Source organism: Pseudomonas sp. HB05 (assembly GCF_016756915.1).
Lineage (GTDB): Bacteria > Pseudomonadota > Gammaproteobacteria > Pseudomonadales > Pseudomonadaceae > Aquipseudomonas > Aquipseudomonas alvandae.
In genome coordinates this window covers 17,528-41,693 of sequence record NZ_JAESPG010000029.1, presented here as the reverse complement: position 1 = coordinate 41,693, position 24,166 = coordinate 17,528, and the positions used below count along the sequence as shown (strand labels likewise).

Sequence of the window (24,166 nt, the reverse complement as noted above, 5' to 3'; positions counted from 1 at the left end):
GGGGTGTGCTTGGTGTGTGGGTTTTATCTAAAACCACCGGGGGGGGCCCCCCCCCCCCCGCCCCCCCCCCCCCGCTCCCACAGGGGTACATCCGACAGGGCTTCGTTGCGAAGCCCGTGGTCGTCAGTTCACTCCTTGACGCTCATGTATTCCTCGGCCCAACGGATATATTCCTCGGGCTGGGTGTAGGTGTGGGTCAGTTCGGTGGCGCTCAGGTCTGATGCCTGGGTAAAGATCTGACGCTGCTCCCGCAGGCTGTCATAGGTGGCCTTGATCGCGGCAAAATAGGCGCCGTGGCCATCGATCGTGACGCGAACGCCCAGTTCGGCCAGGCGTTTATCATCCCGCAGCAACGGATTGCCATAGGTCACGAGCATCAAGGGGACGTTCAGGTTTTCGCTGATCTGCTCCAAATGCTCGAAGTCTTGCACGCCCACCATGCAGATCCCGTCCGCGCCGGCCCGTTCGTATTGCCGGGTGCGGCTGATGATTTCCTGGACCGGCAGGATCCCGGCATTGGTGCGGGCAATGATCGCCATTTCCGAATCGACCCGTGCCTCCAATGCCGCGCGGATCTTGCCGACGCCTTCGGCCACGCTGATCAGGTCGGTGGATTTGCGGCCAAACTGGGCTGGCAGCAAGGTGTCTTCGATAGTCAGCGCAGCCACGCCAGCGCGCTCGAGTTCGATGATGGTACGCATCACGTTCAGTGCGTTGCCGTAGCCATGGTCGGCGTCGGCAATGAACGGCAACTGGGCCACGCGGCCAATGCGAGTCGCCTGCTCGGCAAATTCACTGAGGGTGATCAATGCGAAGTCCGGCGCGCCCAATACCTGCAACGACGCCACCGAGCCCCCCAGGATGCCCACTTCGAAACCCAGGTCAGCGGCGATGCGCGCCGACATCGGATCAAACACCGAGGCGGTGTGATAGCAGGTCTTGGAAGCCAGCAATTGGCGAAAGCTGCGACGCAAATCTTGATGGGAAAGCCTGGACATATGAGATCCACCAATGGAATGGAAAGGCTTGAGCAAAAGTGTCAACGCCGAAAGATCCAAAGGCTATCACGTGGCAAGCGCAGAGATGATGACGAATGTGTATAGGCGATGCCGTTATGGCATCAGGCCAGAGCCCGCCGGCTGGGAAGCCTGTAACACGCCGCTTACGCTGCAACCGCTCGTTGTCCCTGCCAGGGCAATGTCACGGCGCGTACGGTGTCGCCCGGCTGCACTTGCAGGCGTTTGGCGGTGACGCGGTCGACGAGCAGGCTATGGCCGTGTTGATGGGCGCGGGCGCTGGTGACGCGGCAGTTTTCCAGGCGTCGGTTATGAATCAGCCAGGTCGGGGCCTGTTCGTCCGGTGTACCGATCGCCAGCGTCAGCGGCTGGCTGTCGCGCACGCTACGGATCTTCGACACCGGCGCCTCGACCACCGGGCCGCCGTCGAAAATATCAATGTATCCCTTATGGGCGAAACCCTCGGCACTGAGGATTTTCAAGGCCGGTTCGGTGTTGGGATGAGCCTTGCCAATCACGGCCTGGGCTTGTTCGGTGAGCAGGCAGGTATACAGCGGCTGACGCGGCATCAATTCGGCGATGAATGATTTGTTACCCATGCCGGATAGCTGATCGGCGTAGCTGAAATCCTTCTGGAAGAAGTGCCTTCCCAGGCTGTCCCAAAAAGGCGAGCGGCCCTGTGCATCGGCGTGGCCGCGCAGTTCGGCAATCAGCTTTTCGCCAAACAGGCTGGGGAACTCGGCGACGAACAACAAGCGCGCCAAGGACAGCAGCCGGCCGTTATGGCCCCGACGCTGCTCGGGCCGCAGGAACAACGAGCAGATTTCCGATTGCCCGGTCATTTCATTGTTGAGGAACAATGTCGGGATCTGCCGCTGGATGCCCAGTTCAGGCGCTGAACTGACCGTCACGCCGACGCGATAGTTGTACCAGGGTTCACGAACCCCGACGGCCCCGGTCAGCGCGCTGATGCCCACCACTTGCCGATCATCGTCCTCGAGCACAAACAGGTAGTCGGCATCAGCCCGTTCGACCTGTCCGGCGAAGGTACGCTGGGCCCAGCGCAGGCGATGCGCCAGGCGCTCCTCGTTGGCCGGCAAGCTGGTGAAGCCCGGGCCGGCGCAGCGGGCCAGGTCCAGTAACGCAGGCAGGTCTGTCAGGGCGACGGGACGGACGATCATGAAGCGGCTCCTTCTTCATGCCCGGCGCGGTGTCGAGGGGCGGCATGCAATTCGATCGATCTCACAGGCTCACCACTCGGATCCGCTCACCCTCGGTGATTCCCAGCGCCACCAGCATGTCAGGGTGCAGTGCCACCGGGCCCTCGCCGCTGACGTCCAGGTCGGCGATGATGGCCCGATAACCCGCGAGGCCATCGTTGCTCACCAGATACCGCCCACGGGCATCGATTACTCGGCTTTCCCGGGTGATGACCGAGCGACTTTGGACGATCGAGCGAATGTTCGTGGTTCGACCGTGCAACGTCGGCCCACCGTCGAAGAGGTCCACATAGCTGTTGGTTTCGAAACCCTCGCGCTCGAGTATGTCGAACGCCTCCTGGCCGTCGGGGTGCACCCGACCGATGCAGGCCTGGGCCGCCTCCGGCAACATCGGCACATAAATCGGATACTGCGGCATTAATTCAGCGAGAAAGGTGCGGCTCTGCAGGCCGCACAGGCGTTCGGCTTCGGTGTAGGGCAGGTCGAAGAAGTGCTGGCCGATGGCGTCCCAGAACGGAGAGCGGCCGTCTTCACTGCTGAAACCGACGATTTCCGTAATGACCGATTCGGCAAAGCGCCGGGGATGAGCGCCAATGAACATCAACCGCGCCCGGGACAGCAACTCCGATTCCGGGGTGCGCACGCGAGTCGCGTCGATGTGGAAACCGCGCAGCAATGTCTGGCCGCTGAGGTCCTGGCACAACGACAGCGCCGGCACGCCGTGGTGGATGTTCAGTTCCCGGGACTCGCTGGAAAATGGTCGGTGGCGAAGGCTGAAGAACGGTTCGGTGCAACCGGTGCTGGCGATGATCTCCGAACAACCCACCAAGTGGCCGGACGCGAGGTTCTGCAAGACAAAGAAATAGTTTTCCCCGCCCGGCGCCTGCACGTCCGCTTCGAACGAGGCACACGAGCCGAGGATTTTCTCCCGCAGGCGATCCGTGTCGTCTGGAAGCGAAGTGACACCCACCAGGCTGTCGCGGGCCAGTTGCTGCAGTTGCGGCAAATCGGATAACTGAACTGGACGTAAGGCCAGCATGGATTGCACTCCTGTTCCAGAGAACCCGATGATCTACACCGGGCTTGACGATCACTGTCGATGTCCACGCGTTGAAGCTGAAAACTGATTGATCACCGTCGCGTCATAGGAGCGGTGCGAGATAGGCGCTCCAAGTCCGTATCGATTCGGGACTGCGCAGCAGGTCATTGCGCACTTCGATCAATACCGAATCGAGGCCGCGTCCGTCGCCGTGTACCGGTACTGTCATGTCACTCAGGGGGCTGACTTTGTAAGGTTGATTACCGGCGGCCCGCAGCGAATGTCGCCCCAACCCTTCGACGATGCGCCGGGCATATTCCCCGGCGTCGCCAAACAGCACCCCGGCCTCGAGGGCACGCGGTTGGCCGTAGAACACCGGTGTGAAACTGTGAATGCCCACTACCCGCACGGTCCGCTTATCCGCCAGGCGCTGGTCGATCAACGCCTTTAACTGATCATGAAATGGATGAAAGAGGCACCGCTGCCGGTATTCGCGCGTAGCGTCGTCCAGGGACTGGTTGCCGGGAATCTTATAAATCTCACTTTGGGCCGGGATGCTGTCGGCGACGTGAAGTGGACGATTCAGGTCGATCAACAGCCGCGAGTAGTTGGCGGACAGCAACGTTGCGCCGAGGGTTTCGGACAGCCGTTCAGCCAGGGCCAGGGCGCCGATATCCCAGGCAATATGTTCCTGGGCGGCCGTTTCATCCAGGCCGAGGTCATTCAGCGCGCTTGGGATGAAGCGGCTGGCGTGTTCGCACACCAGCAGCAACGGATGATCGGAATCTTCCCGCAGCAATCGGAAAGCAGGCTTGGTGTACAGACCCGCCTCAGCACATTCAATGGATTCACGCATAGTGTTTACAAGGCTCGGCAAATGACAGCGTCTGGGTCGAGGCCAATTTCCGGGCGTTAAAGGCGAACCAGGTCCCAGCCAACAGGCCGGGCAAGGCTTCGAGTACAGCCTGATCGCGCGGCGGTCCCATGACCTGGCGTTCCGATGGCGTCAAAACCAGGCATGGATCGGTGATCTGGTCTCTGGAGAGAGGCATCCGTGCTCCTTGCCTGGATGAGTGTCGAATTCTTTCATAACGCTCAAAATAGTATTTGGGCAGCAGGTGCTACGTGTCCAGAGGTTTTTACGTTCCGTTTAAAAAGCCAGAAAGTATCTACAGAAGCCTTGTAGGACAAGGGTTTGGCTGGAGCGTCGTCATATGTCAGGCATAGCCTTTTTCAGTGTCGGAAATTACGCCTTTTTGTCTCGGTTATTTGATTTCATATAAGGTGCTGTACAAGAAAATCAGGGATTGTTCCTGCCATGACTCTTCGCCAAACCGAGTATCCCGCGTGCAAGCCACTCGCCTGACCCTGATGTGCCACGGCCGCACCGCCGCCCAGAAAGCCGCGCGTTTCGGTTTGGATGAACCCTTGGATACCGGCTGGCTGGCGAAGCGCCCTGGCATCGGGCGTGAGTACCGCAACGTCCGCCATCTGCTATGCGGGCCGGAGCTGCGGGCACGTCAGACGGCCGCGCTGCTGGGGGACGAGCCGCAGACGATCCAGGCCCTGGCCGATTGTGATTTTGGCCAGTGGCGCGGATTGTCCGTTGATGAATTGCTCAAGACCGAACCGCAACTGCTTCAAGCCTGGCGCGACGACCCGGATGCCGCACCCCATGGGGGTGAGTCGGTCTCCCGGCTGTGCCGCCGCGTCGGTGATTGGCTGGCAACCCTGGAAAACACACCGGGCCACTACCTGGCAGTGACCCATCCGTTCGTGATTCGCGCCGCGCTGGTGAATGTGCTGGGTTGTCCCATGGCCACGCTCAACCGGATCGACATCGAACCGCTGGGCGTCGTCGACCTGCGCTTCAACGAAGTCTGGCGATTGCGCCTACAGGAGCCAGCGTAAGTGAAGAAATTATCAGTGATAGGCATCGGCGCCGGTGACCCGGATCACCTGACGATGCAGGCGGTGAAGGCCTTGAACCAGGTGGATGTGTTTTTTCTCATGGACAAGGGGCCCGCCAAGGAGATGCTGCTGGATCTGCGCCGCGAAATCTGTCAACGCTACATCATCGGTCGTACCTACCGTTTCGTCGAAGCCTACAGTCCAGAGCGCCAACGCGACGACACGGACTACACAGCGAGCGTCGAAGCATTGAACCGTGCGAAGCAGACCACCTTCGAAAGGTTGATCGATGAAGAGTTATCTGACGGGCAGCATGGCGGTTTCCTGGTGTGGGGCGATCCGTCGTTGTACGACAGCACCTTGCGCATCCTGCAGGCGATCCTCGACGCGGGACGCTGTGCCTTCGAATTCGATGTGATCCCCGGCATCACCAGCGTCCAGGCCCTTGCGGCGAAGCATAAAGTGCCGTTGAACACGATTGGCGGTTCGCTGGAGATCACCACCGGACGTCGGTTGGCGGCGGGGCAGGTGGGCGACGCGGCAAGCGTCGTGGTGATGCTTGATGCCGGGGATGCCTACCAGTGCGTGAGCGATCCCGATACGCGGATCTATTGGGGCGCCTATGTGGGAACGCCAGATGAACGGCTGATCGCCGGGCGGTTGGGCGACGTGGCCGACGATATCGAGCGCACGCGTAAGGCGGCGCGAGAAGAGCATGGCTGGATCATGGACACATACCTGCTGCGCAGGCGTTGATTGCAGATTCGATCCAACCGTGGCGAGGGAGCTTGCTCCCGCTGGGTTGCGCAGCGACCCCGACATCTGACAGTCATACGCTTAATCTTGCGCCTGCTTCGCAGTTGAGCGGGAGCAAGCTCCCTCGCCACAAAGGTATGGCCTTGGACGCGGCGCATCTTCAGCCCCGGCCAAACCGCTCCCGATACACCGATGGCGCCACGCCTACCACGCTGCGGAACGCTACGCGAAAACTTTCCACCGAACGATAGCCACATAGCTGGGCGATGTTGTCGGTGTTGTCTGCGGTGCTTTCCAACAGTTCCCGGGCCCGGGCCAAGCGTTCATGTTGCAGCCAGGCCTTGGGCGATACACCGCAGGCTTGGGTGAAGCGGCGCAGGAAGGTCCGTTCGCTCATCGCCGCGCGGCTCGCCAATTCGCGCACGCCCAGCGGTTCGTGGAGATGCTCGCGGGCCCACTGCATGACGCTGGACAAATCACCGCGTGGCGTGCGGCTGACCGGTGAGGGGATGAATTGTGCCTGGCCGCCGGTGCGTTGTGTCGGCATGACCAGCCGACGCGCCACGGCATTGGCGACCTGGGCACCGAAGTCCCGGGCTACCAGGTGCAGGCACGCATCGATGCCCGCGGCGCTGCCAGCGGAAGTAATGAGCTGGCCCGAGTCGACATAGAGCACATCCGGGTCGACCCGAATGGCAGGATAGCCTTGCGCCAGTTCGTCGGTGTAGCGCCAGTGCGTCGTTGCCGCCAAGCCATCGAGCAGTCCAGTGGCCGCCAGGACGAACGCCCCGGAGCAGATCGACAGCAAGCGGGCACCGCGGGCGTGGGCACGGCGCAGGACGAGGAGCAGGGCATCGGAGGGCGGTTCGCTGCGGCTGCGCCAGCCTGGCACGATGATGGTCCGGGCGGTGTCGAGCAGCTCCATGCCGCCATCGGCCAGGACTTGGAAGCCGCCCATGGCGCGCATCGGACCGTCGTCGACGGCGACGATGCGGTGCTCATACCAGGGGAAATCGAACTCGGGCCGGGCCAATCCGAAGATTTCCACGGCGACACCGAATTCGAATGTGCACAAGCCGTCATACGCGAGGATGGCGACCAGGCCGGGAGCAGGCTGCATTTGGCGGAAAATTCCCACAGAGTGTCTTGTGCGCCACTGTAGCGGTTAGCGTCGGGGGGATAAAGTCTGTTCCAGTCTTCATTTGTCCCGGAGTAACCACGCATGACCAGTCTTGTTAGTGAAGTGCCTGCTGCCCCATCCGACCTCGCCCTGCAGCATTTCAGCCGTCGCCTGATGTTCGAAACCGATTGTTCCGATGTGCATGCCAGCCAAGAGGCGGGCACCATCGATTTTGTCCTGGTGGACGTGCGCGGACCGCTGGCTTACGAACGCGGGCATGTGCCAGGGGCGATCAATCTCCCAACCCGGACCCTCACCGCCGAGGCGTTGGCGGCGTACCCCAAGGCCACGCTGTTCGTGGTGTATTGCGCCGGCCCGCATTGCAACGGTGCGAACAAGGCCGCGGTGCGCCTGGCAACGCTGGGTTACCCGGTCAAGGAAATGATCGGCGGGGTCATGGGCTGGCTTGATGAGGGTTTTCGCCTGACCGGTTCCGTCGAGCGCGTGGCGGAAAAGGCGATCAGCTGCGATTGCTGAAAGCTTGCTCCCGCTGGGCCCTGTAGGAGCTGGCGAAGCCTGCGATCTTTTGATCTTTGATCTTTTGAAAAGATCGCAGCCTCGTTTCACTCGGCAGCTCTACGCAGCTCCCAGGCAGTATTTCTATAACTATTTGTCGCTTCGACGTAATTTCCCTCCTGGGTGCATCTCTAGACTCCGGGCCACTTCGGTTTTCATCGACCGAACGCTGTTTCCGATTCTGCCTATAACGATCAATAAATACCTGCGCACTCAGGAGCAAAAATGAAGAAGCTAGCCATGTTCGGTGCCCTCGCACTGTCCGTATTGTCATTCTCGGCCGTGGCCGAAGACGCCAAGCCGATCCGTCTCGGGATCGAGGCGGGTTATCCGCCGTTTTCGATGAAAACCCCTGATGGCAAGTTGGCCGGTTTCGATGTGGACATCGGCGACGCGCTGTGCGCACAGATGAAGGTCAAGTGCACGTGGGTCGAGCAGGAATTCGACGGCCTGATCCCGGCGCTGAAGGTCAAGAAAATCGACGCGATCCTGTCGTCCATGACCATCACCGACGATCGCAAGAAAAACGTCGACTTCACCATCAAGTACTACCACACCCCGGCGCGTTTCGTGATGAAGCAAGGCTCCGACGTCAAGGACCCGCTGACCGAGCTCAAGGGCAAGAAAGTCGGTGTGCTGCGCGCCAGCACCCATGATCGCTTCGCAACCGAGGTGCTGGTGCCAGCGGGGATCGACCTGGTGCGCTACGGCTCCCAGCAGGAGGCCAACCTGGACATGGTTTCCGGTCGCCTCGACGCGACGCTGGCCGACTCCGTCACCCTTGACGAAGGCTTCCTGAAGACCGACGCCGGCAAAGGCTTTGCCTTCGTGGGGCCGACCTATGAAGACGCGAAATACTTCGGCGGCGGCGCCGGTATCGCGGTGCGCAAGGGCGACCAGGCGCTTGCCGAGAAATTCAACGCTGCCATCACCGAAATCCGCGCCAATGGCACGTACAAGAAAGTCCAAGACAAATACTTTGCCTTTGACGTCTACGGGCATTAATCGCTGACGTCACCAGGTGGCCCGCCGCTGACCCGGCCGGCCACCTTTTTCATGGGCGATTGTCTTACCCTGCGCCTGTCGAGAAACCGATATCTGGAGAGCCTATGCAACGCATCGACCATACCTTGCCCTGGAGCCACCTGGGCACGGAACGTTCGCTCAGCGTGTTTTGTTACGGCCACGGCCCGCGCAAGGCGTATATCCAGGCCAGCCTGCACGCCGATGAATTACCCGGCATGCGCACGGCATGGGAATTGAAACAACGCCTCAACACGCTTGAAGCCCAAGGCCTGCTCAAGGGCGTGATCGAACTCGTGCCGGTGGCCAATCCGATCGGCCTGGACCAGCACCTGCAAAGCGCCCACATGGGGCGTTTCGAACTGGGCAGTGGCAAGAACTTCAACCGATCCTTCGTTGAACTCAGTGCCCCGGTGGCGCAGCGCGTCGGTGAACGCCTCGGGGATGACCCGGCCGCGAATATCACCTTGATTCGCCAGACCATGATCGAGGTGCTGGATGATCTCCCGCCGCCCCCGTCTCAGCTCGAAGCCTTGCATCGGCTGTTACTGCGCCACGCTTGCGACGCCGATGTCACCCTGGACCTGCACTGTGATTTCGAGGCTGCGATCCACTTGTACGCCTTGCCGCAACAGTGGCCGCAATGGCGCTCATTGGCCGCGCGGTTGAAGGCTGGCGTGGCGTTGCTGTGTGAAGATTCCGGCGGCAGTTCGTTCGATGAGTCTTGCTCGACGCCGTGGTTGCGCCTGGCGAAGATTTTTCCGCAAGCAGCGATTCCACCGGCCAACCTGGCGACGACGCTGGAACTCGGCAGCATGGGCGACACCCGGGTGGAGCAGGCCCAAGCCAATTGCGAAGCCATCCTCGGGTTCCTGGCGGAACAGGGCTTTATCGGCGGTGACTGGCCGGCCGCGCCGCAAGCGTGCTGCGAAGGTTTTCCATTCGAAGGCACCGAGTACCTGTTCGCGCCGCACCATGGCGTGGTCAGCTTTTTGCGCGAAGCGGGCGAATGGGTGGAGCGGGGCGATCCACTGTTCGAAGTGGTCGATCCGTTGAATGACCGGGTCACCGTTGTTCCTGCCGGCACGTGCGGGGTATTGTTCGCACTGGATCGCGGACGCTACACCCAGCCGGGCATCTGGCAGGCGAAAGTCGCCGGGCGCGAGCCGATTCGGGCGGGGAAATTGATCAACGACTGATGAGTGCGGTCTACCTCACCGCACGGTCGTTGCCGTGCGGCTATCCAATGATGGAGGAAGACTGATGCTCAAAGCGTTCGCCCTGTTTCTGCTGCTGGTATCCGTCGGCGTGCAGGCTCAACCTTCGCTGCATACCGACTTGCCACTCAACTACCTGGCCCGCGCTGACGAAAAGGCCGGGAACCGACCGCTGGTGATTTTCCTGCACGGGTCGGGCAGCAACGAAGAGGACCTGCTCAGGCTTGCGGACGAACTGCCCGAGCACTACAACTACCTATCGGTGCGGGCGCCCAAGGCTATGGAGCCGGGGCACTACCAGTGGTTTGCGAAAAAGGGCGAGGGTGCGTACGACGGTGACACATCCGACCTGAAGGCCAGCGGCCAGATGCTGCTGGAGTTCATCGACAAGGCCCGGGCCAAATACCCGACTGATGCGAGCAACGTCTACCTGGTGGGGTTCAGCCAGGGGGCGATGATGAGCTACGAAGTCGCCTTGCGACACCCCGAAGCCGTTGGCGGTATTGCCGCGATGGGCGGGCGGGTCCTGCCGGTGCTGCGGGCCGAACTGACCCCCGATGAATCGCGGCGGGCGCTCGCGGTGTTCATCGGTCACGGAACAGTGGATCCGATCATTCCCTACCGTGACGGCACCGACGCCGACACATTCCTCAAGACCCTGGCCCTGGAGCCGGAATTCCATGCCTATCCAGGCCTCGGCCACAGCATCAGTGCGCAGGAAGTGAAGGATCTGCGGGCCTGGCTGGAGCGCCTCAATCCCTGATATGCACCCCGGATCCCTGTGGGAGCGGGCTTGCTCGCGAAAGCGGTGGTTCAGCCGGAGTCGATGCTGAATGTGCCGCCGCCTTCGCGAGCAGGCTCGCTCCCACAAAACCGCGGCAAATCATCACTTGCCGCTGGCGATCTGCTTCACCAGCGCTTCATGACCGGCCTGGTCGCTGGCCCTGGAAATGATCTGCACCACGGCCATGCGCGTGCCGGAAGCGCCGATCAACGTGGTATCCAACGTTGGCCCGCCACCCTGCGTGGCCTTGGTATCGAGCTGACGCAGGCCCAGGCCCGTGGTTTTCTGGGTCAGGCTCTGTTCGCCGAGGATCTTGGCATCCGGTAGGGCCTTGGTTTTCTGGACGGCGAAGTTGGCGAAGGTGGTATCCAGGAAGGCGGTGTCGTTGTCCTTCACATTCGCCCCGTCGACCAAGGTGTTTTCGGCCGTGATCACCACCGTTCTGGTGGAGGCATTGCTGTACATCGTACCGGCGGCCCCGGCGGTCCCCTGCGCCACATCCCCGGCGGACAAGGGCGTCGCCGTGAAGCCCTTGGGCAGGCTGAAGCTGAATTTGCCGCCCAACATCGAGATCTTCTGGACGGGCGCTTGCGCCACGGCCTTGGGCTGGGCAGCCAGCGCAGGCAATGCGACGAGGCTGGCGATGGCCGTCAGCAGCAGGGCGGCGGCGTTTTGACTCAGCGATGACATTCAAATGCTCCACGGGTGGTCGTGCTTGAGGACCGATCATCCCATGGTCGTCGCCCCGGACTCCACTGCGCTGATCAAATGCAAGCGCGAACGCACTCCGTGATGGCTAGGGACGCCGGCCGGGGCGGCTCAGTCCGGTTCGACGTCCAGTTGCAGGCTGTCGTCGGCCAGGCGCTCGGTACGCCGGACGATGCCGCTGATGCGCCGGCCTTCGGCGCGGAACACCACGATCTGGGCTTTCGCCAGGTCTTCGGGCAGCGGCGGGCGTACATGCAGGGCAAACCACGGCGGCTCGCCATCGTCGAGACGCTTGACCTCGAATTGGCAGTCGACGCTTTTGGTCTCGCGGCCGAACAGCGTGTCGAGACCGTAATCAAGATGATTGTTTGCGGCGGGTTTTGGGTCCATCGGCAATCTCCTGTGGGGGCTCGGCTATTGTTCAAGTGAGTCTTCCCACGGCGGAAAAATTCCGTCGGATGCGCCGCGAATGATCGCGATTGGCGGTGGACGGTGGGGGTTGCTGGTAGAATCCCCCACCTTGACTTACGAGAGGTATGCCCATGAGCGAGCCGATTCGCCTGACCCAGTACAGCCACGGTGCCGGTTGCGGCTGCAAGATTTCGCCCCAGGTGCTGGAAGTGATCCTGGCCGGCAGCGGCGCGCAGAATCTTGACCCCAAGCTTTGGGTGGGCAATGCCTCCCGGGACGATGCGGCGGTCTACGCCATCGACGAGGAGCGCGGGGTGGTCTCGACCACCGACTTCTTCATGCCGATCGTCGACGATCCGTTCGACTTCGGCCGCATCGCCGCCACCAACGCCATCAGCGATATCTACGCCATGGGCGGCGATCCGCTGATGGCGATTGCGATCCTCGGCTGGCCGGTCAACGTCCTGGCCCCGGAAGTCGCCCGGGAGGTGATCCGCGGTGGTCGCTCGGTGTGCGATGAGGCGGGCATTCCCTTGGCGGGTGGGCACTCGATCGATGCGCCAGAGCCGATTTTCGGCCTGGCAGTGACGGGGCTCGTGCAGAAGCGCCATATGAAACGCAACGATACCGCTGTCGCCGGGTGTCGCCTGTACCTGACCAAACCCCTGGGCATCGGCATCCTCACCACGGCGGAAAAGAAAGGCAAGCTGCGCGCCGCCGACGTGGGCCTGGCCCGCGATTGGATGTGCACGCTCAACAAGCCCGGCAGCCGTTTCGGCAAGCTCGACGGCGTGGCCGCGATGACCGATGTCACGGGCTTCGGCTTGCTCGGGCACTTGGTGGAGATGGCCGATGGCAGCCAGCTCACCGCGCGCATCCGTTATGACGCGGTGCCGCGCTTGCCGGGCGTCGAGTATTACCTGGACCTGGGCTGTGTACCGGGCGGCACGTTGCGCAACTATGACAGTTACGCGAGCAAGGTCGGCCGTGTCCAGGAGTTGCACAAGCGCGTGCTGTGCGACCCGCAGACCAGCGGCGGCCTGCTGATTGCCGTCACGCCAGAAGGTGAAGGCGAATTCCTGCAGGTCGCCGCCGAGCTGGGCCTTGCACTGGAACCGATTGGCGAATTGGTCGAGCGACAGACCCACGCGGTCGAGGTGTCTTGATGCCCAACGACATTACCGATTACCGCGATATCTTCCTTAACGATCGTCCGATGATGGATACCCGTGCGCCCGTCGAGTTCGTCAAGGGTGCATTCCCCGGTGTGGTCAACCTGCCGCTGATGACCGACATCGAACGGCAACGGGTTGGCACCTGTTACAAACAGCAAGGACAGCAGGCCGCCATTGTCCTGGGGCATCAGCTGGTCTCCGGTGAAACCAAGGCCCAGCGCATCCAGGCCTGGGCCGACTTCGCCCGGTCTCATCCGGACGGGTTGCTCTATTGCTTCCGTGGCGGCTTGCGCTCGCAAATTGTCCAGCAATGGCTCAAGGACGAAGCCGGTATTGACTACCCCCGTGTCGGCGGCGGCTACAAGGCCATGCGTACCTTTTTGCTCGAAACCGTCGAGCAGGCCGCAACCCAGTGCGACCTGGTCTTGCTGGGTGGCATGACCGGCACGGGCAAGACTGAAGTGCTGGCGCAACTGCCCAATGCGCTTGACCTGGAGGGTTGCGCCAACCATCGCGGTTCGAGCTTTGGCAAGCGTGCCACCGGACAGCCGTCCAACATCGATTTCGAGAACCTGCTGGCAGTGGATGTGCTGAAAAAGCGCGCCGCCGGCATCGAGCAGTTCGTGCTGGAAGACGAAAGTCGGATGGTGGGCAGTTGCGCCGTCCCGCTGCCGTTGTACCAGCGCATGCAGCAGGTGCCGATGGTCTGGCTGGAAGACAGCCTTGAGCGGCGGGTCGAGCGAATCCTGCAGGACTACGTGATCAACCTGTGCGCCGAGTTCATCAACGTGCATGGCGACGAAGGTTTCGCTTTGTTTTCCGAGCGACTGCTGTCGAGTCTCGGCAACATTCACAGGCGCCTGGGTGGCGACCGTCATCGGCGATTGATGGACATCATGGAAGCCGCCCTGGGCGAGCAGGCCAGCACGGGTGCCGTCGATTTGCATCGCGGCTGGATCGAAGGCCTGCTGCGCGAATACTACGACCCGATGTACGTGTTCCAGCGGGAGAAGAAGGGCGGGCGGATCGAGTTCGCCGGGGAGCGGCTGGCGGTGTTGGAATATCTGACTGAGCGCGCCGCTCGAGGCGGATGAGGCAGTACTCTTTAGCAAGGGCACCGAAGCATTGTGGGAGCGGGGGGGGGGGGGGGGGGGGGCGGCGGGGGGGCGGGGGGGGGGGGGGGGGGGGCGCCCCCCCCCCCCCCCCCCCCCCTCCACCCCCCCCCCCCCCCCCCCCCCCCCCCCCCCCCCCCCCCCCGCTCCCACAGTCAGGGTTCGTCGACACATCGAGTTGGCGGTTTAGGTCGGGCACGTCTCCTGCCCGTTATCCAGCCCTTGCTTGTAGCTCTGGCTGGTCAGGCTGGCCTTGCCGTTGTGCCAGGTCAGTGTCAGCACGTACAGCGAATCGAAATCGCTCGACGCCCAGTCATCGGTGATCTTGAGCCGCTTGCCCACCGCTTCGCCCGCGACCTTGTTGATCAGTTCCGGCAAGTAGCCGTGGGACCAGGCGGTATAGATGGTGGCGTTGTGGTATTTGTCATGCAGTAATTCATCGGCCAGGTCGCTGGTGTCGTTGGCCGAATATTCGATGTTCACCGGCAGGCCCAGCTTGATGGCGCTGGGACTGATGGTCATCAGCGGGCGGATGTAGCTGTAGGAATTGTCCAGCTCACCTTCTTCGACATTCCGGGTAGGGTTGGCGGCGAATACGTAGTCGGCCTTGCCGAATTTTTCCGGCAGCAAGGTCGCCAGGTCGATGGCGCGATTGAGCCCTTGGCAATTGAGCTGGCCCAGGCCTCCGGCGGGTTTCTCGGCGTGGCGCAGGAACACCAGGGTCTGCACGCCATCGACTGGCTGGGCGCGGCTCACGCTGGATTCCAGCGACAACACCAGTCCACAGGACACCAGCAGCGTCGGCAGCATCAGCCACGAACGGCTTTTGAGGTAACGGGCGAATTTCTCTGGCTTGATCATTGAATGGCGTCTTCGGTTTCGATTCAGGCTGACAAACCCCGGCACCACGAAGCCTGAGGGCTTGGGTGTTTTCCTTGTCGTTACGCCGCTTCGATTCCTCGGGGCAGTTCTCTGAGTCCCTTTCCGCCCGTTGGTTCGATCCTGGCCGGTGCGCTGTGTTGTAACGGCATCCCGCCAGAGACTGAAGCGAATGTTAGCGACAGGATGTTGCGGATTTAAGAAGGGCGACGGCCAAAAGCCGATCAGCTGATTTATGCTTCAGCTTTCTGACTGATACTTGGAACCCATTTCATGCCCAACCTGACCCCGTTCCCCATCACTCAAAAATGGCCGGCCCAGTACCCTGAGTGGATTCAGCTCTACTCGTTGCCAACCCCCAATGGGGTTAAAGTCTCGATCATGCTCGAAGAGACCGGCCTGCCCTACGAGCCACATAAAGTCGACTTCGGTAACAATGACCAGTTGTCGCCTGAGTTCCTGTCGCTGAACCCCAACAACAAGATCCCGGCGATTCTCGACCCCCATGGGCCGGGGGATCAGCCGCTGGCGTTGTTCGAATCGGGGGCGATCCTGATTTACCTGGCGGACAAGAGCGGTCAACTGCTGGCCCAGGAATCGGCGGCGCGCTACGAAACGATCCAGTGGCTGATGTTCCAGATGGGCGGGATCGGGCCGATGTTCGGGCAGTTGGGGTTCTTCAACAAATTCGCCGGCAAGGATTACGAAGACAAGCGTCCGCGCGACCGTTATGTCGAAGAAAGCAAACGCCTGCTCAAGGTGCTCGACGGCCGACTCCAGGGCCGGGACTGGATCATGGGTGAGCGCTACACCATCGCTGATATCGCCACGTTCCCGTGGGTGCGCAATTTGATCGGGTTCTACGAGGCGGGTGATCTGGTGGGCATCCAGGACTTTCCCAACGTGACACGGGTGCTGGAGCGCTTCCTGGCGCGACCGGCAGTGGCTCGCGGCCTGAAGATTCCAGAATGACGACGACGCGTCGATTCGATTTCAAGCAGCTGGACGTGTTCAGCGAAGCGTCGCTCAAGGGGAATCCGCTGGCGGTGGTGCTGGGGGCCGATGGGATCAGCGAAGAACGCATGGCGACTTTCGCCAACTGGACCAACCTCAGTGAGACCACGTTCGTGCTGGCGCCGCAGCACCCGGAAGCCGATTACCGGGTGCGCATCTTCACCACCTCGACCGAATTGCCGTTTGCCGGGCATCCGACCCTGGGCAGTTGCCACGCGTGGCTGGAAGCCGGGGGCGTGCCGAAAGGGCAGGAAATCGTGCAGGAATGCGGTGTCGGGCTCGTCAGGATTCGCCGCAGCGACTATGGCCTGGCCTTTCTGGCGCCGCCCTTGCTCAAGTCCGGCCCGCTGGAAGTCGACGTGCTGGAGCGAGTGCGCAAGGGGTTGGGGCTTCCAGCCGAGGCGATAGTCGACGCACAGTGGGTCGACAACGGCGCCGGTTGGTTGGCCTTGCTGCTCAAGGACCGCCAACAAGTCTTGACGCTGAAGCCGGATTATTACCAATTGCGTGACCTGGCCGTAGGGGTTGTTGCGCCGTGGGATCCGGTGGTGGATGGCGATGCCGCTCAATTCGAAGTGCGTGGGTTCATCGCCGGCGATGGCATGCCGGAGGATCCCTCCACCGGTAGCCTGAATGCCGGGCTCGCCCAGTGGATGCTGAGCAAGGGCTTGGCGCCCAGCGCCTACGTGGTCAGCCAGGGCGTGACCATGGGGCGGGCCGGGCGGATTCATGTCGAGCGGATCGGCGATGAGGTCTGGATTGGTGGTGCCGTGGTGACCTGCATCAATGGCGTGTTGACGCTCTGAGCGGATTATTGCCTTGCCGGTAACACTCTGTTTTCCCGCCGATGTTTGTGCCCTGGCCGGCCAGGGCATAAGCTTTGCTCCCTGTGATCGAGCCCCATTTTTACCCCAGGAGTCCCATGTCCAGCCACTTCCCCGAAGCACGTCCACGTCGTCTGCGCCGCAACGCAAGCTTGCGCAGCCTGTTCCAGGAAACCGAGTTCACCCTGAACGACCTGGTACTGCCGATCTTCGTCGAAGAAGAAATCGACGATTTCGTGCCGATCAAGAGCATGCCCGGTGTGATGCGTATCCCCGAGTCGAAACTGGCTGGCGAAATCGAGCGCTATGCCCGCGCCGGCATCAAGTCGGTGATGACCTTTGGCGTGTCCCATCATCTGGACAGCGACGGTAGCGACACGTGGAGTGAGCGTGGCCTGGTGTCGCGCATGGCCGGGATCTGCAAGGACGCCGTGCCGGAAATGGTCGTGATGTCCGACACTTGCTTCTGTGAGTACACCGATCATGGCCACTGCGGCGTGCTGCATGGCCATGAAGTGGATAACGACCGGACCCTGATCAACCTGGGCAAGCAGGCCGTGGCGGCAGCGCGTGCCGGTGCCGATGTCATCGCGCCGTCAGCGGCCATGGACGGACAGGTCCAGGCCATTCGCAGGGCCCTGGACGAGGCGGGCTTCAGCCAGACGGCCATCATGGCGTATTCGACCAAATTCGCCTCGGCGCTCTACGGTCCGTTCCGCGAGGCGGGCGGCAGCGCCTTGAAGGGCGACCGCAAGAGCTACCAGATGAACCCGATGAACCGTCGCGAAGCGCTGCGCGAGTCGTTGCTCGACGAGCAGGAAGGCGCCGATGCGCTGATGGTCAAGCCGGCCGGGGCCTATCTCGACATCATCCGCGACATCCGCCAGGCGTCGAACCTGCCGTTGTCGGCCTATCAGGTCAGCGGCGAATACGCGATGATCAAATTTGCCGCCCAGGCGGGCGCCATCGACGAAGCTCGGGTGGTGCGTGAAAGCCTTGGCGCGATCAAGCGGGCAGGGGCGGACCTGATTTTCACTTACTTCGCCATGGACCTGGCGTTGAGCGGGATCTGATCAGGCATTCCACGCAGGGATGGACCGATGTGGGAGCAGGTTTGCTCGCGAAGCGGTATGCCAGTGCAGAAGGTAGTGACTGACACTCCGCATTCGCGAGCAAGCCCGCTCCCACAGGATCTTCCTTGTCATTCATCTGTTTCCCTTCAGTAGCCTCCCTGGGCTTTTGGTCGTATGGTTGCTCCCGAACAATGGATCTGATGGAGCACCATGCAATTCACTCGATTGACGATCAGTCTCGCCGCCTTGCTGGCCCTGGCCGGTTGCGGCACGCGCCAGGCCCAGGAGCCAGAGCGCCAGCCTGCCGAAGTCAAGGCGCAGATCGTTCGGTTATTGCCGGCCAAGACCGCTGACCGAGAAGGCTGGGCCAGCGATATCTACGTCGCCTTTTCGGCTCAACAGATCCCGCCGACCACCCAGAACATTTGTTCGGTACTGGCGGTGACCGAGCAGGAATCGACTTTCCAGGCCGATCCCACCGTACCGGGACTGGGCAAGATTGCCCGGCAGGAAATCGACCGACGCGCGGCGAAGGTTCATGTCCCGGGACTGCTGGTCAGCGCCGCGCTCCAGGTGCGCTCGCCGAATGGCAAAAGCTACAGTGATCGTCTCAGTGCGGCGCGAAGCGAGAAAGAACTCAGCGCGATTTTTGATGATTTCATCAGTATGGTGCCGCTGGGCAAGACGCTGTTCGATGGTTTCAATCCGGTGCACACGGGTGGCCCAATGCAGGTCAGCATCGCATTTGCCCAGGCCAATGCGCGGAATTATCCCTACACGGTGGATGGCTCGATTCGGCGGGAAGTGTTCAGCCGTCGTGGCGGCATGTATTTCGGCGTTGCCCATTTGTTGGGGTATCCGGTGAGCTACACCGAGCCGCTGTACCGGTTCGCCGATTTCAACGCCGGTTGGTACGCCAGTCGCAACGCGGCGTTCCAGCACGCGGTGAGCCGCGCTTCGGGCATCAGCCTGGCCCTGGACGGCGATCTGATCCTGCATGACTCAATCATGCCCGGCAGCACGGAGCTGGCGGTTCGCACGTTGGGCAAGTCGTTGGGGATGCGCAACCCGACCATCCGCGATCAGTTGGAGTTGGGGGACAGCCTGGCATTCGAGGACAGCAAGCTCTACAAGCGTGTGTTCGAACTGGCTGAAAAGGCCGAGGGCAAGCCGTTGCCTCGGGCGGTGCTGCCGGGGATCGTGCTCAAAAGTCCAAAAATCACTCGCAAGCTGACCACCGCATGGTTCGCCAAGCGCGTGGACGAACGTTACCAGCGGTGCATGGCGCGGGCTTCGGGACGCTAAACCGCTGGCCATGAAAAAGCCCGGCGGATAAGGCCGGGCTCTTGCCGGGGTAATGTTGTTCGCTTGGGGTAAGCGATGACCCGGGGGCGCGGCTGCTGGCCCCCGGGGGGGCGGTCCGACGCTTCGGGCGGCCCCTTTCTTGTGAGCGCTTCGCGCTCACGCGGGAGCAAGCTCCCTCGCCACGGATTCCATTGACCACTATTCGAGACTGCTTCAGGCACCGCCGACAGGCCACTCATGCACGGTTCTGAGCCAGACGATCGGAACCACCTTCAGCAACGCGGCGTTCCAGCAGACGGTCTGCACCGCCTTCAGCGACGCGGTTTTCGATCAAGCGGTCGGAGCCACCTTCAGCGACGCGGCGTTCCAGCAGACGATCGGCACCGCCTTCAGCGACGCGGTTTTCGATCAAGCGGTCGGAGCCACCTTCAGCGACGCGGCGTTCCAGCAGACGGTCGGAGCCACCTTCAGCGACGCGGTTTTCGATCAAGCGGTCGGAACCACCTTCAGCAACGCGGCGTTCCAGCAGGCGGTCGGCACCGCCTTCAGCGACGCGGTTTTCGATCAGGCGATCAGAGCCACCTTCGGCAATGACGGGTTGGGAGGAGGCGGCGAATACGTTGGCTGCCAGGACCGAGAAAGCGAAGCTGAGGATGATTTGGCGTTTCATGATGGTGTGCTCCGGGGGGTGTTTGTTTGTGTGGGGCCATTGTTGCGCCGGGCACCGGTCAGGAGAACTTCATTGAAATGATGGTGAACATCGATGGCGGTGATAGCTGCTCGGGCTGTTGTCAATGAGCTTGATGGAACGCTGATGGGGCTGCGGGTTCTACCGGCTGAATCCCTTTGCAGGAGGCACGCATATGTATCAGCTGTTCGGCCACAGTCAGTCGGGTTCTTCTGCCGTGGAAATTGCCCTGTATCTGTGTGGGGTGCCTTACCGCCGGGTCGATACGTATTCGACCGAGGACAATGACGCGGCGAAAGAACTCGAGGCGTTGAATCCGCAGAAGCAGGTTCCGACCCTGCAACTGCCGGACGGCTCGGTCCTGACCGAGGCGGCGGCGATCCTGATCCACCTGGGGTTGTCTTTTCCGGAATCGAAGCTGCTGCCGGAAAACCCGGCCCAGCGCGGGCAGGTCATACGCGGCCTGGTCTATATTGCCGCCAATTGCTACACGCCCATCGGCATTATCGATTTTCCTGAACGCTGGTTGCCGGACGCGGACGAGGCTGTCCGGGAGCAACTGGTGGCAGGCACCAAGCAAAGGCTGTATCGCAATTGGGCATTGTTCGCCGATCAGTTTCCGGCGACACCGTTCCTCAGTGGTGCCGAGCCCGGGGCGCTGGATATCCTGGCGGCGGTGATCACGAAATGGGTCGAGACCCGTGAAGCGATGCTCAGCGCCCGTCCCGAGTTTTATGCCTTGCTCGAGCGCATCGACCGCCACCCCCGTGTCGCGCCGGTGCTTTCGCTCCACTGGCCTGGGTGAATCAAGGGCAGGCGTTGCGCGAGGCCGCTTGCCCGACGAGGTCGACAAACTGCCGGACGTTGTTCTGATGGCCCTTCACCAGGTCGTCGATATTGCCTGCGGCCGGCGTTTGCAAGCTGCTGCGACAGGTCAGGGTGCTGGCGGCGTTGCCAAGGCTGCGCAATCGCCATTGCACGTCCATGCGAGCGTACCGGCCGGGGATCGAGTCGAAGCGCTGCACGTCCACCCGTAGCAACCGCTTCGGCGCGCCGGGATTGCTCAGTTGTTCATCGAGGCTGCTGCGCAGTTCATCCGCCAGGCTTGAGCCCCACCATTCGGTCTCCAGGATCGCCAATCCGCTGTCGCCCTGGCGAATGACCATCTGGGTGCGATCCACCTGGGGCGGCACGCTGAGTTGCTCGATCTGGATATCCACCCCCGCGCGTGCCTGGCCGGCCGGTTGGGCCGGGCTCAGGGTGTGATAGTGAATGGGGTCGCTGCGGCAGGCACCGAGCAGCAGCGCCAGGGCGATCAACGAGCATCTCAGCGTCAGCGGCATCAGGCGTGCTCCAGGGGTCATTCTTTCACCGGGAAGGAAAGGTTTTGCGCCGGGGCGTCTTTCGGACGGCCGCGAAGCAACGATTCGGGGTGGCGGCTCAGGTAGTCGGACAGTTCGCGCAACGACCGCGACATGCGGCCCAGGTCGTCCAGGGTCTGGGTCAGTTGTTCGCGCTGTGGGGAATCCTCCGCCAGGGTCGAATTGGCCGACTGCAAGGTCTTGCTCACGTCCTGCAAGGTACTTTGCACGCCCGGAAGGGTCTTGCTGTTGAATTGCGACAGGCCTTTGCGCAGTTCTACGAGATTGCCGTCCAGATTGCTGGCAATGCTTTCCAGCGGCAGCTTGTTGATACGCTCGATCACCGTCTGCAGTTGTTCCTGCAATTGTTGGAGGCTGCCCGGAATCGTGGGGATCCGCAGGGGGCGGGCGGACGTGTCGAAGGCGACTCTTTCGGCCTTGGGGTAGAAATCCAGCGAAATGTACAACTGCCCGGTCAGCAGGTTGCCGCTGCGGGCCTGGGCACGCAGGCCCCGCTCGACGAAACTGCCGACCAGCCGAGCCGCGGCGGCTTCGTCTTCCGGGTCGTAATCCAGGGATTTGAGCAACTTCTCATGCGCCTTGCCCAGCAATTGGGGGTAGATCACGATGCCGACATTCACGGGGAACGTGCGCTGTTTTTCGTCGAAATCCAGGTTCATGGCCACCACCCGGCCGATCTCGATCCCGAGGAATTCCACCGGGGCCCCGACGCGCAACCCCCGCAATGCCTGGTCGAAGCGCAGCGCCAGGTACTGGGCCTTGCCACTGGGCGGGGCGAGGGCGCTCTGCTGGTCGGCGAACAGCTCGAAATTCTTGTCTTCGGCGGCTGGCGTGTCGTTGGGGCTGTATTCCGGTGCCCTGAAGGCAATGCCACCCACCAGCAAGGCGGACAGGGATTCGGTCTTGACCGCGAAGCCGTTGGCTCCGACGTTCACATCAACCCCGCTGACGTTCCAGAAACGGGTGTTCTCGGTAACGTAGGCGTCGTTTGGCGCATTGATGAATACTTCGATGTTGACGCCCTTGCCGTCGGCATCCAGCGCGTAGGACACCACTTGGCCCACCGGGATCTTGCGCAGGTAGACCGGCGAGCCGATGTCCAGCGAACCAAGGTCCTGTGAGTGCAGGGTAAAGCGCTTGCCCGGTTCGCCGTAGGTGATGGGCGGTGGCGCCTCCAGGCCGGTGAAGGACTTGGCGCGGACTTTCGAATGGCCGGCGTCGGCGCCGATGAAATCCCCCGACAGCAAGGTATCTATCCCGGAAATCCCGCCCGCGCCAATGCGTGGCCTGACCACCCAGAACACCGAGTCTTCGTGGGTGAACGTATCGGCGGTCTTGGCGAGCTTGACCGTGGCGGTGACATTTTTCTGATCCTCGCTCAGTTGCACGTCCGTCACCTGGCCGATCACCACGTTGCGGTATTTGACCGGGGTCTTGTTGGCCGTCAGGCCTTCGCCTGTCTTGAAGGTAATGGTGATGGTCGGGCCTTCTTGCAGCCAGTTATGCACCACCAGGGACACGCCCACCAACACCGCGATGATCGGCACGATCCACACCAGCGAGACCGTCCAGCGACGGCTGGTGACATGCGCGCGGCCCGGTGCGGGTTGTCCGTCAGTGGCTTGCGACTTCATCCATGGTCTCCTCGGAGGGTTGGGTGTCCCAGATCAAGCGTGGGTCGAAACTCATGGCCGACAGCATGGTGAACAGCACCACGAGGCCAAAGAACAGGATCCCCGGTCGCGGTTCGATATCGCTCAACGCCTGGAATTTCACCAGGGCCGCCACCAACGCCACGACCAGCACATCGAGCATCGACCAATAGCCGATGACTTCGACCAGCCGGTACAGCTTCGCGCGCTGGACCTGGGCCCAGGTGCTGCGCCGTTGCACGGTCACCAGCAGCAGCGTCAGCACGACGAACTTGATGCCGGGCACCGCGATGCTGGCGATGAAGATGATCAGAGCGATGTCCCAGGCACCGCTGTGCCAGAACTCGAGGACGCCACTGATGATGGTGCTGTCCGCGCCTTCGCCGAGCATCTGGGTGTTCATGACCGGCAGCAGGTTGGCAGGAATATAAAACACCAGGGCTGCCAGCATATACGCCCAGGTGCGCGTCAGGGTATCGGGTTTGCGCCGGTGCAGGCGGGCATCGCAGCGCGGGCAGGTCTCGGGTTCGTCGGCCATGTCGCACGCCAGGCCGCAACTGTGGCACAGGCACAGGTTCAGATCATCGGCCCGGGGCGGGTTGCCCAGCGGTGCGCCGTTCACAGGCGGTCCCACAGGTCACGGACGTCGCGGCCGGCGATGCGGATCATCAGCAGGCTCAAGGCTCCCAGGGCGAACAGGCCGATGCCTGGCAGCACGTCGAGCAGCCCGGCAAGCTTGATGACCGCGACCAGCGCCCCCAGCAGGCACACTTCCAGCATGCTCCACGGGCGCAGTGTTTCCAGGCTGCGCATACACAGGTTGAACGCCGGAGCCCGGCGGTTTGAATAGGCGTAGCCCAGCACCCAGAGCAAGAGCGCTAATTGGAAGGCGGGGGCGATGATGATCGCGATTGCGGCGACCAGGGCAATGAACGTAATCGGTCCCTGGCTCAGCGCCACGACGGAATCCCACAGCGTTGCGCTGTTGCTCAAGCCCTGGAGCCGGATGCTCATCACCGGATAGACATTGGCAAAGACCCACAGCACCGCCGCGGTGATGGTCAGGGCCAGGCGCTGCTCGATGGTCAGGCCGTCGTACCGCTGGATCACCGCATGGCATTGCACGCACAAGGCTCGTTGATGCGGGCCGAGCTCAATCGGCTCGTACACCGCATCGCAATGTTCACAAATGATCAGTCGGTCGGTGACGGCCATCGGGATGCTCGGGCAGGGACAACTCCTTCAATATAGAAGTGAGTCGCAAATGAGCAACCCGTCCGA

27 protein-coding genes are annotated in these 24,166 nt (G+C 62.1%); 13 read left to right on the top strand and 14 right to left on the bottom strand.

What is annotated here, in order from left to right; translation table 11 throughout:
* Positions 1-128: 128 nt before the first annotated feature.
* The 5 genes from JMN22_RS22220 to JMN22_RS22200 form a co-directional block, all read right to left on the bottom strand.
* Entirely contained in the window at positions 129-998 is an 870-nt protein-coding gene (locus JMN22_RS22220) for an isocitrate lyase/PEP mutase family protein (protein WP_030140078.1), read from the bottom strand.
* A 164-nt stretch (positions 999-1,162) separates the two neighbouring features.
* Positions 1,163-2,197, bottom strand: a complete 1,035-nt coding sequence (gene astA / locus JMN22_RS22215; RefSeq protein ID WP_030140079.1) for an arginine N-succinyltransferase — start codon at positions 2,195-2,197, stop codon at positions 1,163-1,165.
* Positions 2,198-2,258: 61 nt separating this feature from the next.
* Positions 2,259-3,275, bottom strand: a complete 1,017-nt coding sequence (locus JMN22_RS22210; RefSeq protein WP_198798048.1) for an arginine N-succinyltransferase — start codon at positions 3,273-3,275, stop codon at positions 2,259-2,261.
* Between the two features lie 103 nt (positions 3,276-3,378).
* Positions 3,379-4,131, bottom strand: a complete 753-nt coding sequence (locus tag JMN22_RS22205; RefSeq protein ID WP_198798049.1) for an N-formylglutamate amidohydrolase — start codon at positions 4,129-4,131, stop codon at positions 3,379-3,381.
* Positions 4,124-4,327, bottom strand: coding sequence for a hypothetical protein (locus tag JMN22_RS22200; RefSeq protein WP_030140082.1), 204 nt, complete (start codon positions 4,325-4,327; stop codon positions 4,124-4,126). The genes JMN22_RS22205 and JMN22_RS22200 overlap by 8 nt, the downstream gene beginning before the upstream one ends.
* Before the next feature lie 295 nt (positions 4,328-4,622).
* Here JMN22_RS22200 and JMN22_RS22195 point away from each other — a divergent pair, with 295 nt between their 5' ends.
* The gene (locus JMN22_RS22195) at positions 4,623-5,186 is read left to right on the top strand and encodes a histidine phosphatase family protein (protein ID WP_030140083.1); all 564 of its coding nucleotides are present in this window, start codon (positions 4,623-4,625) and stop codon (positions 5,184-5,186) included.
* On the top strand, positions 5,187-5,942 hold the full coding sequence (gene cobF, locus JMN22_RS22190) for a precorrin-6A synthase (deacetylating) (RefSeq protein WP_030140084.1): 756 nt from the start codon (positions 5,187-5,189) through the stop codon (positions 5,940-5,942).
* Between the two features lie 160 nt (positions 5,943-6,102).
* Here the strand turns inward: cobF and ftrA are convergent, their stop codons facing one another.
* Positions 6,103-7,062 carry a transcriptional regulator FtrA gene (ftrA, locus tag JMN22_RS22185; RefSeq protein WP_030140085.1) on the bottom strand — a complete coding sequence of 320 codons (960 nt, stop codon included), beginning with the start codon at positions 7,060-7,062 and terminating at the stop codon, positions 6,103-6,105.
* Positions 7,063-7,164: 102 nt separating this feature from the next.
* Between ftrA and JMN22_RS22180 the strand changes: the two genes are divergently transcribed.
* From JMN22_RS22180 to JMN22_RS22165, 4 genes are all read left to right on the top strand, one after another.
* Positions 7,165-7,599, top strand: a complete 435-nt coding sequence (locus tag JMN22_RS22180; RefSeq protein WP_030140086.1) for a rhodanese-like domain-containing protein — start codon at positions 7,165-7,167, stop codon at positions 7,597-7,599.
* A 264-nt stretch (positions 7,600-7,863) separates the two neighbouring features.
* Positions 7,864-8,643: an ABC transporter substrate-binding protein gene (locus tag JMN22_RS22175; RefSeq protein WP_030140087.1), complete on the top strand. Its 780-nt coding sequence runs from the start codon at positions 7,864-7,866 to the stop codon at positions 8,641-8,643.
* Positions 8,644-8,747: 104 nt separating this feature from the next.
* Positions 8,748-9,860, top strand: a complete 1,113-nt coding sequence (locus tag JMN22_RS22170; protein ID WP_198798050.1) for a succinylglutamate desuccinylase/aspartoacylase family protein — start codon at positions 8,748-8,750, stop codon at positions 9,858-9,860.
* 64 nt (positions 9,861-9,924) lie between these two features.
* Positions 9,925-10,641: an alpha/beta hydrolase gene (locus JMN22_RS22165; RefSeq protein ID WP_030140089.1), complete on the top strand. Its 717-nt coding sequence runs from the start codon at positions 9,925-9,927 to the stop codon at positions 10,639-10,641.
* Positions 10,642-10,764: 123 nt separating this feature from the next.
* Here the strand turns inward: JMN22_RS22165 and JMN22_RS22160 are convergent, their stop codons facing one another.
* Positions 10,765-11,352, bottom strand: coding sequence for a hypothetical protein (locus JMN22_RS22160; RefSeq protein WP_198798051.1), 588 nt, complete (start codon positions 11,350-11,352; stop codon positions 10,765-10,767).
* A gap of 129 nt (positions 11,353-11,481) precedes the next feature.
* Positions 11,482-11,760: a hypothetical protein gene (locus tag JMN22_RS22155; RefSeq protein ID WP_030140091.1), complete on the bottom strand. Its 279-nt coding sequence runs from the start codon at positions 11,758-11,760 to the stop codon at positions 11,482-11,484.
* A 152-nt stretch (positions 11,761-11,912) separates the two neighbouring features.
* Between JMN22_RS22155 and selD the strand changes: the two genes are divergently transcribed.
* Together selD and mnmH are read left to right on the top strand one after the other, a co-directional pair.
* Positions 11,913-12,947, top strand: a complete 1,035-nt coding sequence (gene selD, locus JMN22_RS22150; RefSeq protein WP_030140092.1) for a selenide, water dikinase SelD — start codon at positions 11,913-11,915, stop codon at positions 12,945-12,947.
* Positions 12,947-14,050, top strand: a complete 1,104-nt coding sequence (mnmH, locus tag JMN22_RS22145; protein ID WP_030140093.1) for a tRNA 2-selenouridine(34) synthase MnmH — start codon at positions 12,947-12,949, stop codon at positions 14,048-14,050. The genes selD and mnmH overlap by 1 nt, the downstream gene beginning before the upstream one ends.
* 204 nt (positions 14,051-14,254) lie before the next feature.
* Here the strand turns inward: mnmH and JMN22_RS22140 are convergent, their stop codons facing one another.
* Complete coding sequence (locus JMN22_RS22140; protein ID WP_030140094.1) at positions 14,255-14,929, bottom strand: hypothetical protein; 675 nt, start codon at positions 14,927-14,929, stop codon at positions 14,255-14,257.
* 291 nt (positions 14,930-15,220) lie between these two features.
* Between JMN22_RS22140 and JMN22_RS22135 the strand changes: the two genes are divergently transcribed.
* The 4 genes from JMN22_RS22135 (at position 15,221) to JMN22_RS22120 (ending at position 19,163) form a co-directional block, all read left to right on the top strand.
* Positions 15,221-15,919, top strand: coding sequence for a glutathione binding-like protein (locus tag JMN22_RS22135; RefSeq protein ID WP_198798052.1), 699 nt, complete (start codon positions 15,221-15,223; stop codon positions 15,917-15,919).
* Positions 15,916-16,767, top strand: coding sequence for a PhzF family phenazine biosynthesis protein (locus JMN22_RS22130; RefSeq protein WP_198798053.1), 852 nt, complete (start codon positions 15,916-15,918; stop codon positions 16,765-16,767). Before JMN22_RS22135 ends, JMN22_RS22130 begins: the two co-directional genes overlap by 4 nt.
* A gap of 116 nt (positions 16,768-16,883) precedes the next feature.
* Positions 16,884-17,858: a porphobilinogen synthase gene (hemB, locus tag JMN22_RS22125; protein WP_198798054.1), complete on the top strand. Its 975-nt coding sequence runs from the start codon at positions 16,884-16,886 to the stop codon at positions 17,856-17,858.
* A gap of 210 nt (positions 17,859-18,068) precedes the next feature.
* Positions 18,069-19,163: a DUF1615 domain-containing protein gene (locus tag JMN22_RS22120; protein WP_030140098.1), complete on the top strand. Its 1,095-nt coding sequence runs from the start codon at positions 18,069-18,071 to the stop codon at positions 19,161-19,163.
* A gap of 235 nt (positions 19,164-19,398) precedes the next feature.
* Here the strand turns inward: JMN22_RS22120 and JMN22_RS22115 are convergent, their stop codons facing one another.
* Positions 19,399-19,833, bottom strand: coding sequence for a phage infection protein (locus JMN22_RS22115; RefSeq protein ID WP_198798055.1), 435 nt, complete (start codon positions 19,831-19,833; stop codon positions 19,399-19,401).
* Between the two features lie 193 nt (positions 19,834-20,026).
* Here JMN22_RS22115 and JMN22_RS22110 point away from each other — a divergent pair, with 193 nt between their 5' ends.
* The gene (locus JMN22_RS22110) at positions 20,027-20,656 is read left to right on the top strand and encodes a glutathione S-transferase family protein (RefSeq protein ID WP_198798056.1); all 630 of its coding nucleotides are present in this window, start codon (positions 20,027-20,029) and stop codon (positions 20,654-20,656) included.
* Position 20,657: 1 nt separating this feature from the next.
* Here the strand turns inward: JMN22_RS22110 and JMN22_RS22105 are convergent, their stop codons facing one another.
* From JMN22_RS22105 to JMN22_RS22090, 4 genes are read right to left on the bottom strand one after another with little or no spacing between them, the layout of a single operon-like run.
* Positions 20,658-21,194: a PqiC family protein gene (locus tag JMN22_RS22105; protein WP_030138499.1), complete on the bottom strand. Its 537-nt coding sequence runs from the start codon at positions 21,192-21,194 to the stop codon at positions 20,658-20,660.
* A gap of 17 nt (positions 21,195-21,211) precedes the next feature.
* Positions 21,212-22,867 (bottom strand): PqiB family protein, encoded by a 1,656-nt coding sequence (locus JMN22_RS22100; protein ID WP_030138500.1) that lies wholly within the window; start codon positions 22,865-22,867, stop codon positions 21,212-21,214.
* Positions 22,848-23,492: a paraquat-inducible protein A gene (locus JMN22_RS22095; protein ID WP_085987035.1), complete on the bottom strand. Its 645-nt coding sequence runs from the start codon at positions 23,490-23,492 to the stop codon at positions 22,848-22,850. The genes JMN22_RS22100 and JMN22_RS22095 overlap by 20 nt, the downstream gene beginning before the upstream one ends.
* Before the next feature lie 11 nt (positions 23,493-23,503).
* Complete coding sequence (locus JMN22_RS22090; RefSeq protein WP_030138502.1) at positions 23,504-24,100, bottom strand: paraquat-inducible protein A; 597 nt, start codon at positions 24,098-24,100, stop codon at positions 23,504-23,506.
* Between the last annotated feature and the right edge of the window lie 66 nt (positions 24,101-24,166).

Bases quoted from the DNA above. Each gene is read 5' to 3' on its own strand.
- JMN22_RS22220 (WP_030140078.1), bottom strand. From the start codon at position 998: ATGTCCAGGCTTTCCCATCAAGATTTGCGTCGCAGCTTTCGCCAATTG.
- astA (WP_030140079.1), bottom strand. From the start codon at position 2,197: ATGATCGTCCGTCCCGTCGCCCTGACAGACCTGCCTGCGTTACTGGAC.
- JMN22_RS22210 (WP_198798048.1), bottom strand. From the start codon at position 3,275: ATGCTGGCCTTACGTCCAGTTCAGTTATCCGATTTGCCGCAACTGCAG.
- JMN22_RS22205 (WP_198798049.1), bottom strand. From the start codon at position 4,131: ATGCGTGAATCCATTGAATGTGCTGAGGCGGGTCTGTACACCAAGCCT.
- JMN22_RS22200 (WP_030140082.1), bottom strand. From the start codon at position 4,327: ATGCCTCTCTCCAGAGACCAGATCACCGATCCATGCCTGGTTTTGACG.
- ftrA (WP_030140085.1), bottom strand. From the start codon at position 7,062: ATGCAGCCTGCTCCCGGCCTGGTCGCCATCCTCGCGTATGACGGCTTG.
- JMN22_RS22180 (WP_030140086.1), top strand. From the start codon at position 7,165: ATGACCAGTCTTGTTAGTGAAGTGCCTGCTGCCCCATCCGACCTCGCC.
- JMN22_RS22175 (WP_030140087.1), top strand. From the start codon at position 7,864: ATGAAGAAGCTAGCCATGTTCGGTGCCCTCGCACTGTCCGTATTGTCA.
- JMN22_RS22170 (WP_198798050.1), top strand. From the start codon at position 8,748: ATGCAACGCATCGACCATACCTTGCCCTGGAGCCACCTGGGCACGGAA.
- JMN22_RS22165 (WP_030140089.1), top strand. From the start codon at position 9,925: ATGCTCAAAGCGTTCGCCCTGTTTCTGCTGCTGGTATCCGTCGGCGTG.
- JMN22_RS22160 (WP_198798051.1), bottom strand. From the start codon at position 11,352: ATGTCATCGCTGAGTCAAAACGCCGCCGCCCTGCTGCTGACGGCCATC.
- JMN22_RS22155 (WP_030140091.1), bottom strand. From the start codon at position 11,760: ATGGACCCAAAACCCGCCGCAAACAATCATCTTGATTACGGTCTCGAC.
- selD (WP_030140092.1), top strand. From the start codon at position 11,913: ATGAGCGAGCCGATTCGCCTGACCCAGTACAGCCACGGTGCCGGTTGC.
- mnmH (WP_030140093.1), top strand. From the start codon at position 12,947: ATGCCCAACGACATTACCGATTACCGCGATATCTTCCTTAACGATCGT.
- JMN22_RS22140 (WP_030140094.1), bottom strand. From the start codon at position 14,929: ATGATCAAGCCAGAGAAATTCGCCCGTTACCTCAAAAGCCGTTCGTGG.
- JMN22_RS22135 (WP_198798052.1), top strand. From the start codon at position 15,221: ATGCCCAACCTGACCCCGTTCCCCATCACTCAAAAATGGCCGGCCCAG.
- JMN22_RS22130 (WP_198798053.1), top strand. From the start codon at position 15,916: ATGACGACGACGCGTCGATTCGATTTCAAGCAGCTGGACGTGTTCAGC.
- hemB (WP_198798054.1), top strand. From the start codon at position 16,884: ATGTCCAGCCACTTCCCCGAAGCACGTCCACGTCGTCTGCGCCGCAAC.
- JMN22_RS22120 (WP_030140098.1), top strand. From the start codon at position 18,069: ATGCAATTCACTCGATTGACGATCAGTCTCGCCGCCTTGCTGGCCCTG.
- JMN22_RS22115 (WP_198798055.1), bottom strand. From the start codon at position 19,833: ATGAAACGCCAAATCATCCTCAGCTTCGCTTTCTCGGTCCTGGCAGCC.
- JMN22_RS22110 (WP_198798056.1), top strand. From the start codon at position 20,027: ATGTATCAGCTGTTCGGCCACAGTCAGTCGGGTTCTTCTGCCGTGGAA.
- JMN22_RS22105 (WP_030138499.1), bottom strand. From the start codon at position 21,194: ATGCCGCTGACGCTGAGATGCTCGTTGATCGCCCTGGCGCTGCTGCTC.
- JMN22_RS22100 (WP_030138500.1), bottom strand. From the start codon at position 22,867: ATGAAGTCGCAAGCCACTGACGGACAACCCGCACCGGGCCGCGCGCAT.
- JMN22_RS22090 (WP_030138502.1), bottom strand. From the start codon at position 24,100: ATGGCCGTCACCGACCGACTGATCATTTGTGAACATTGCGATGCGGTG.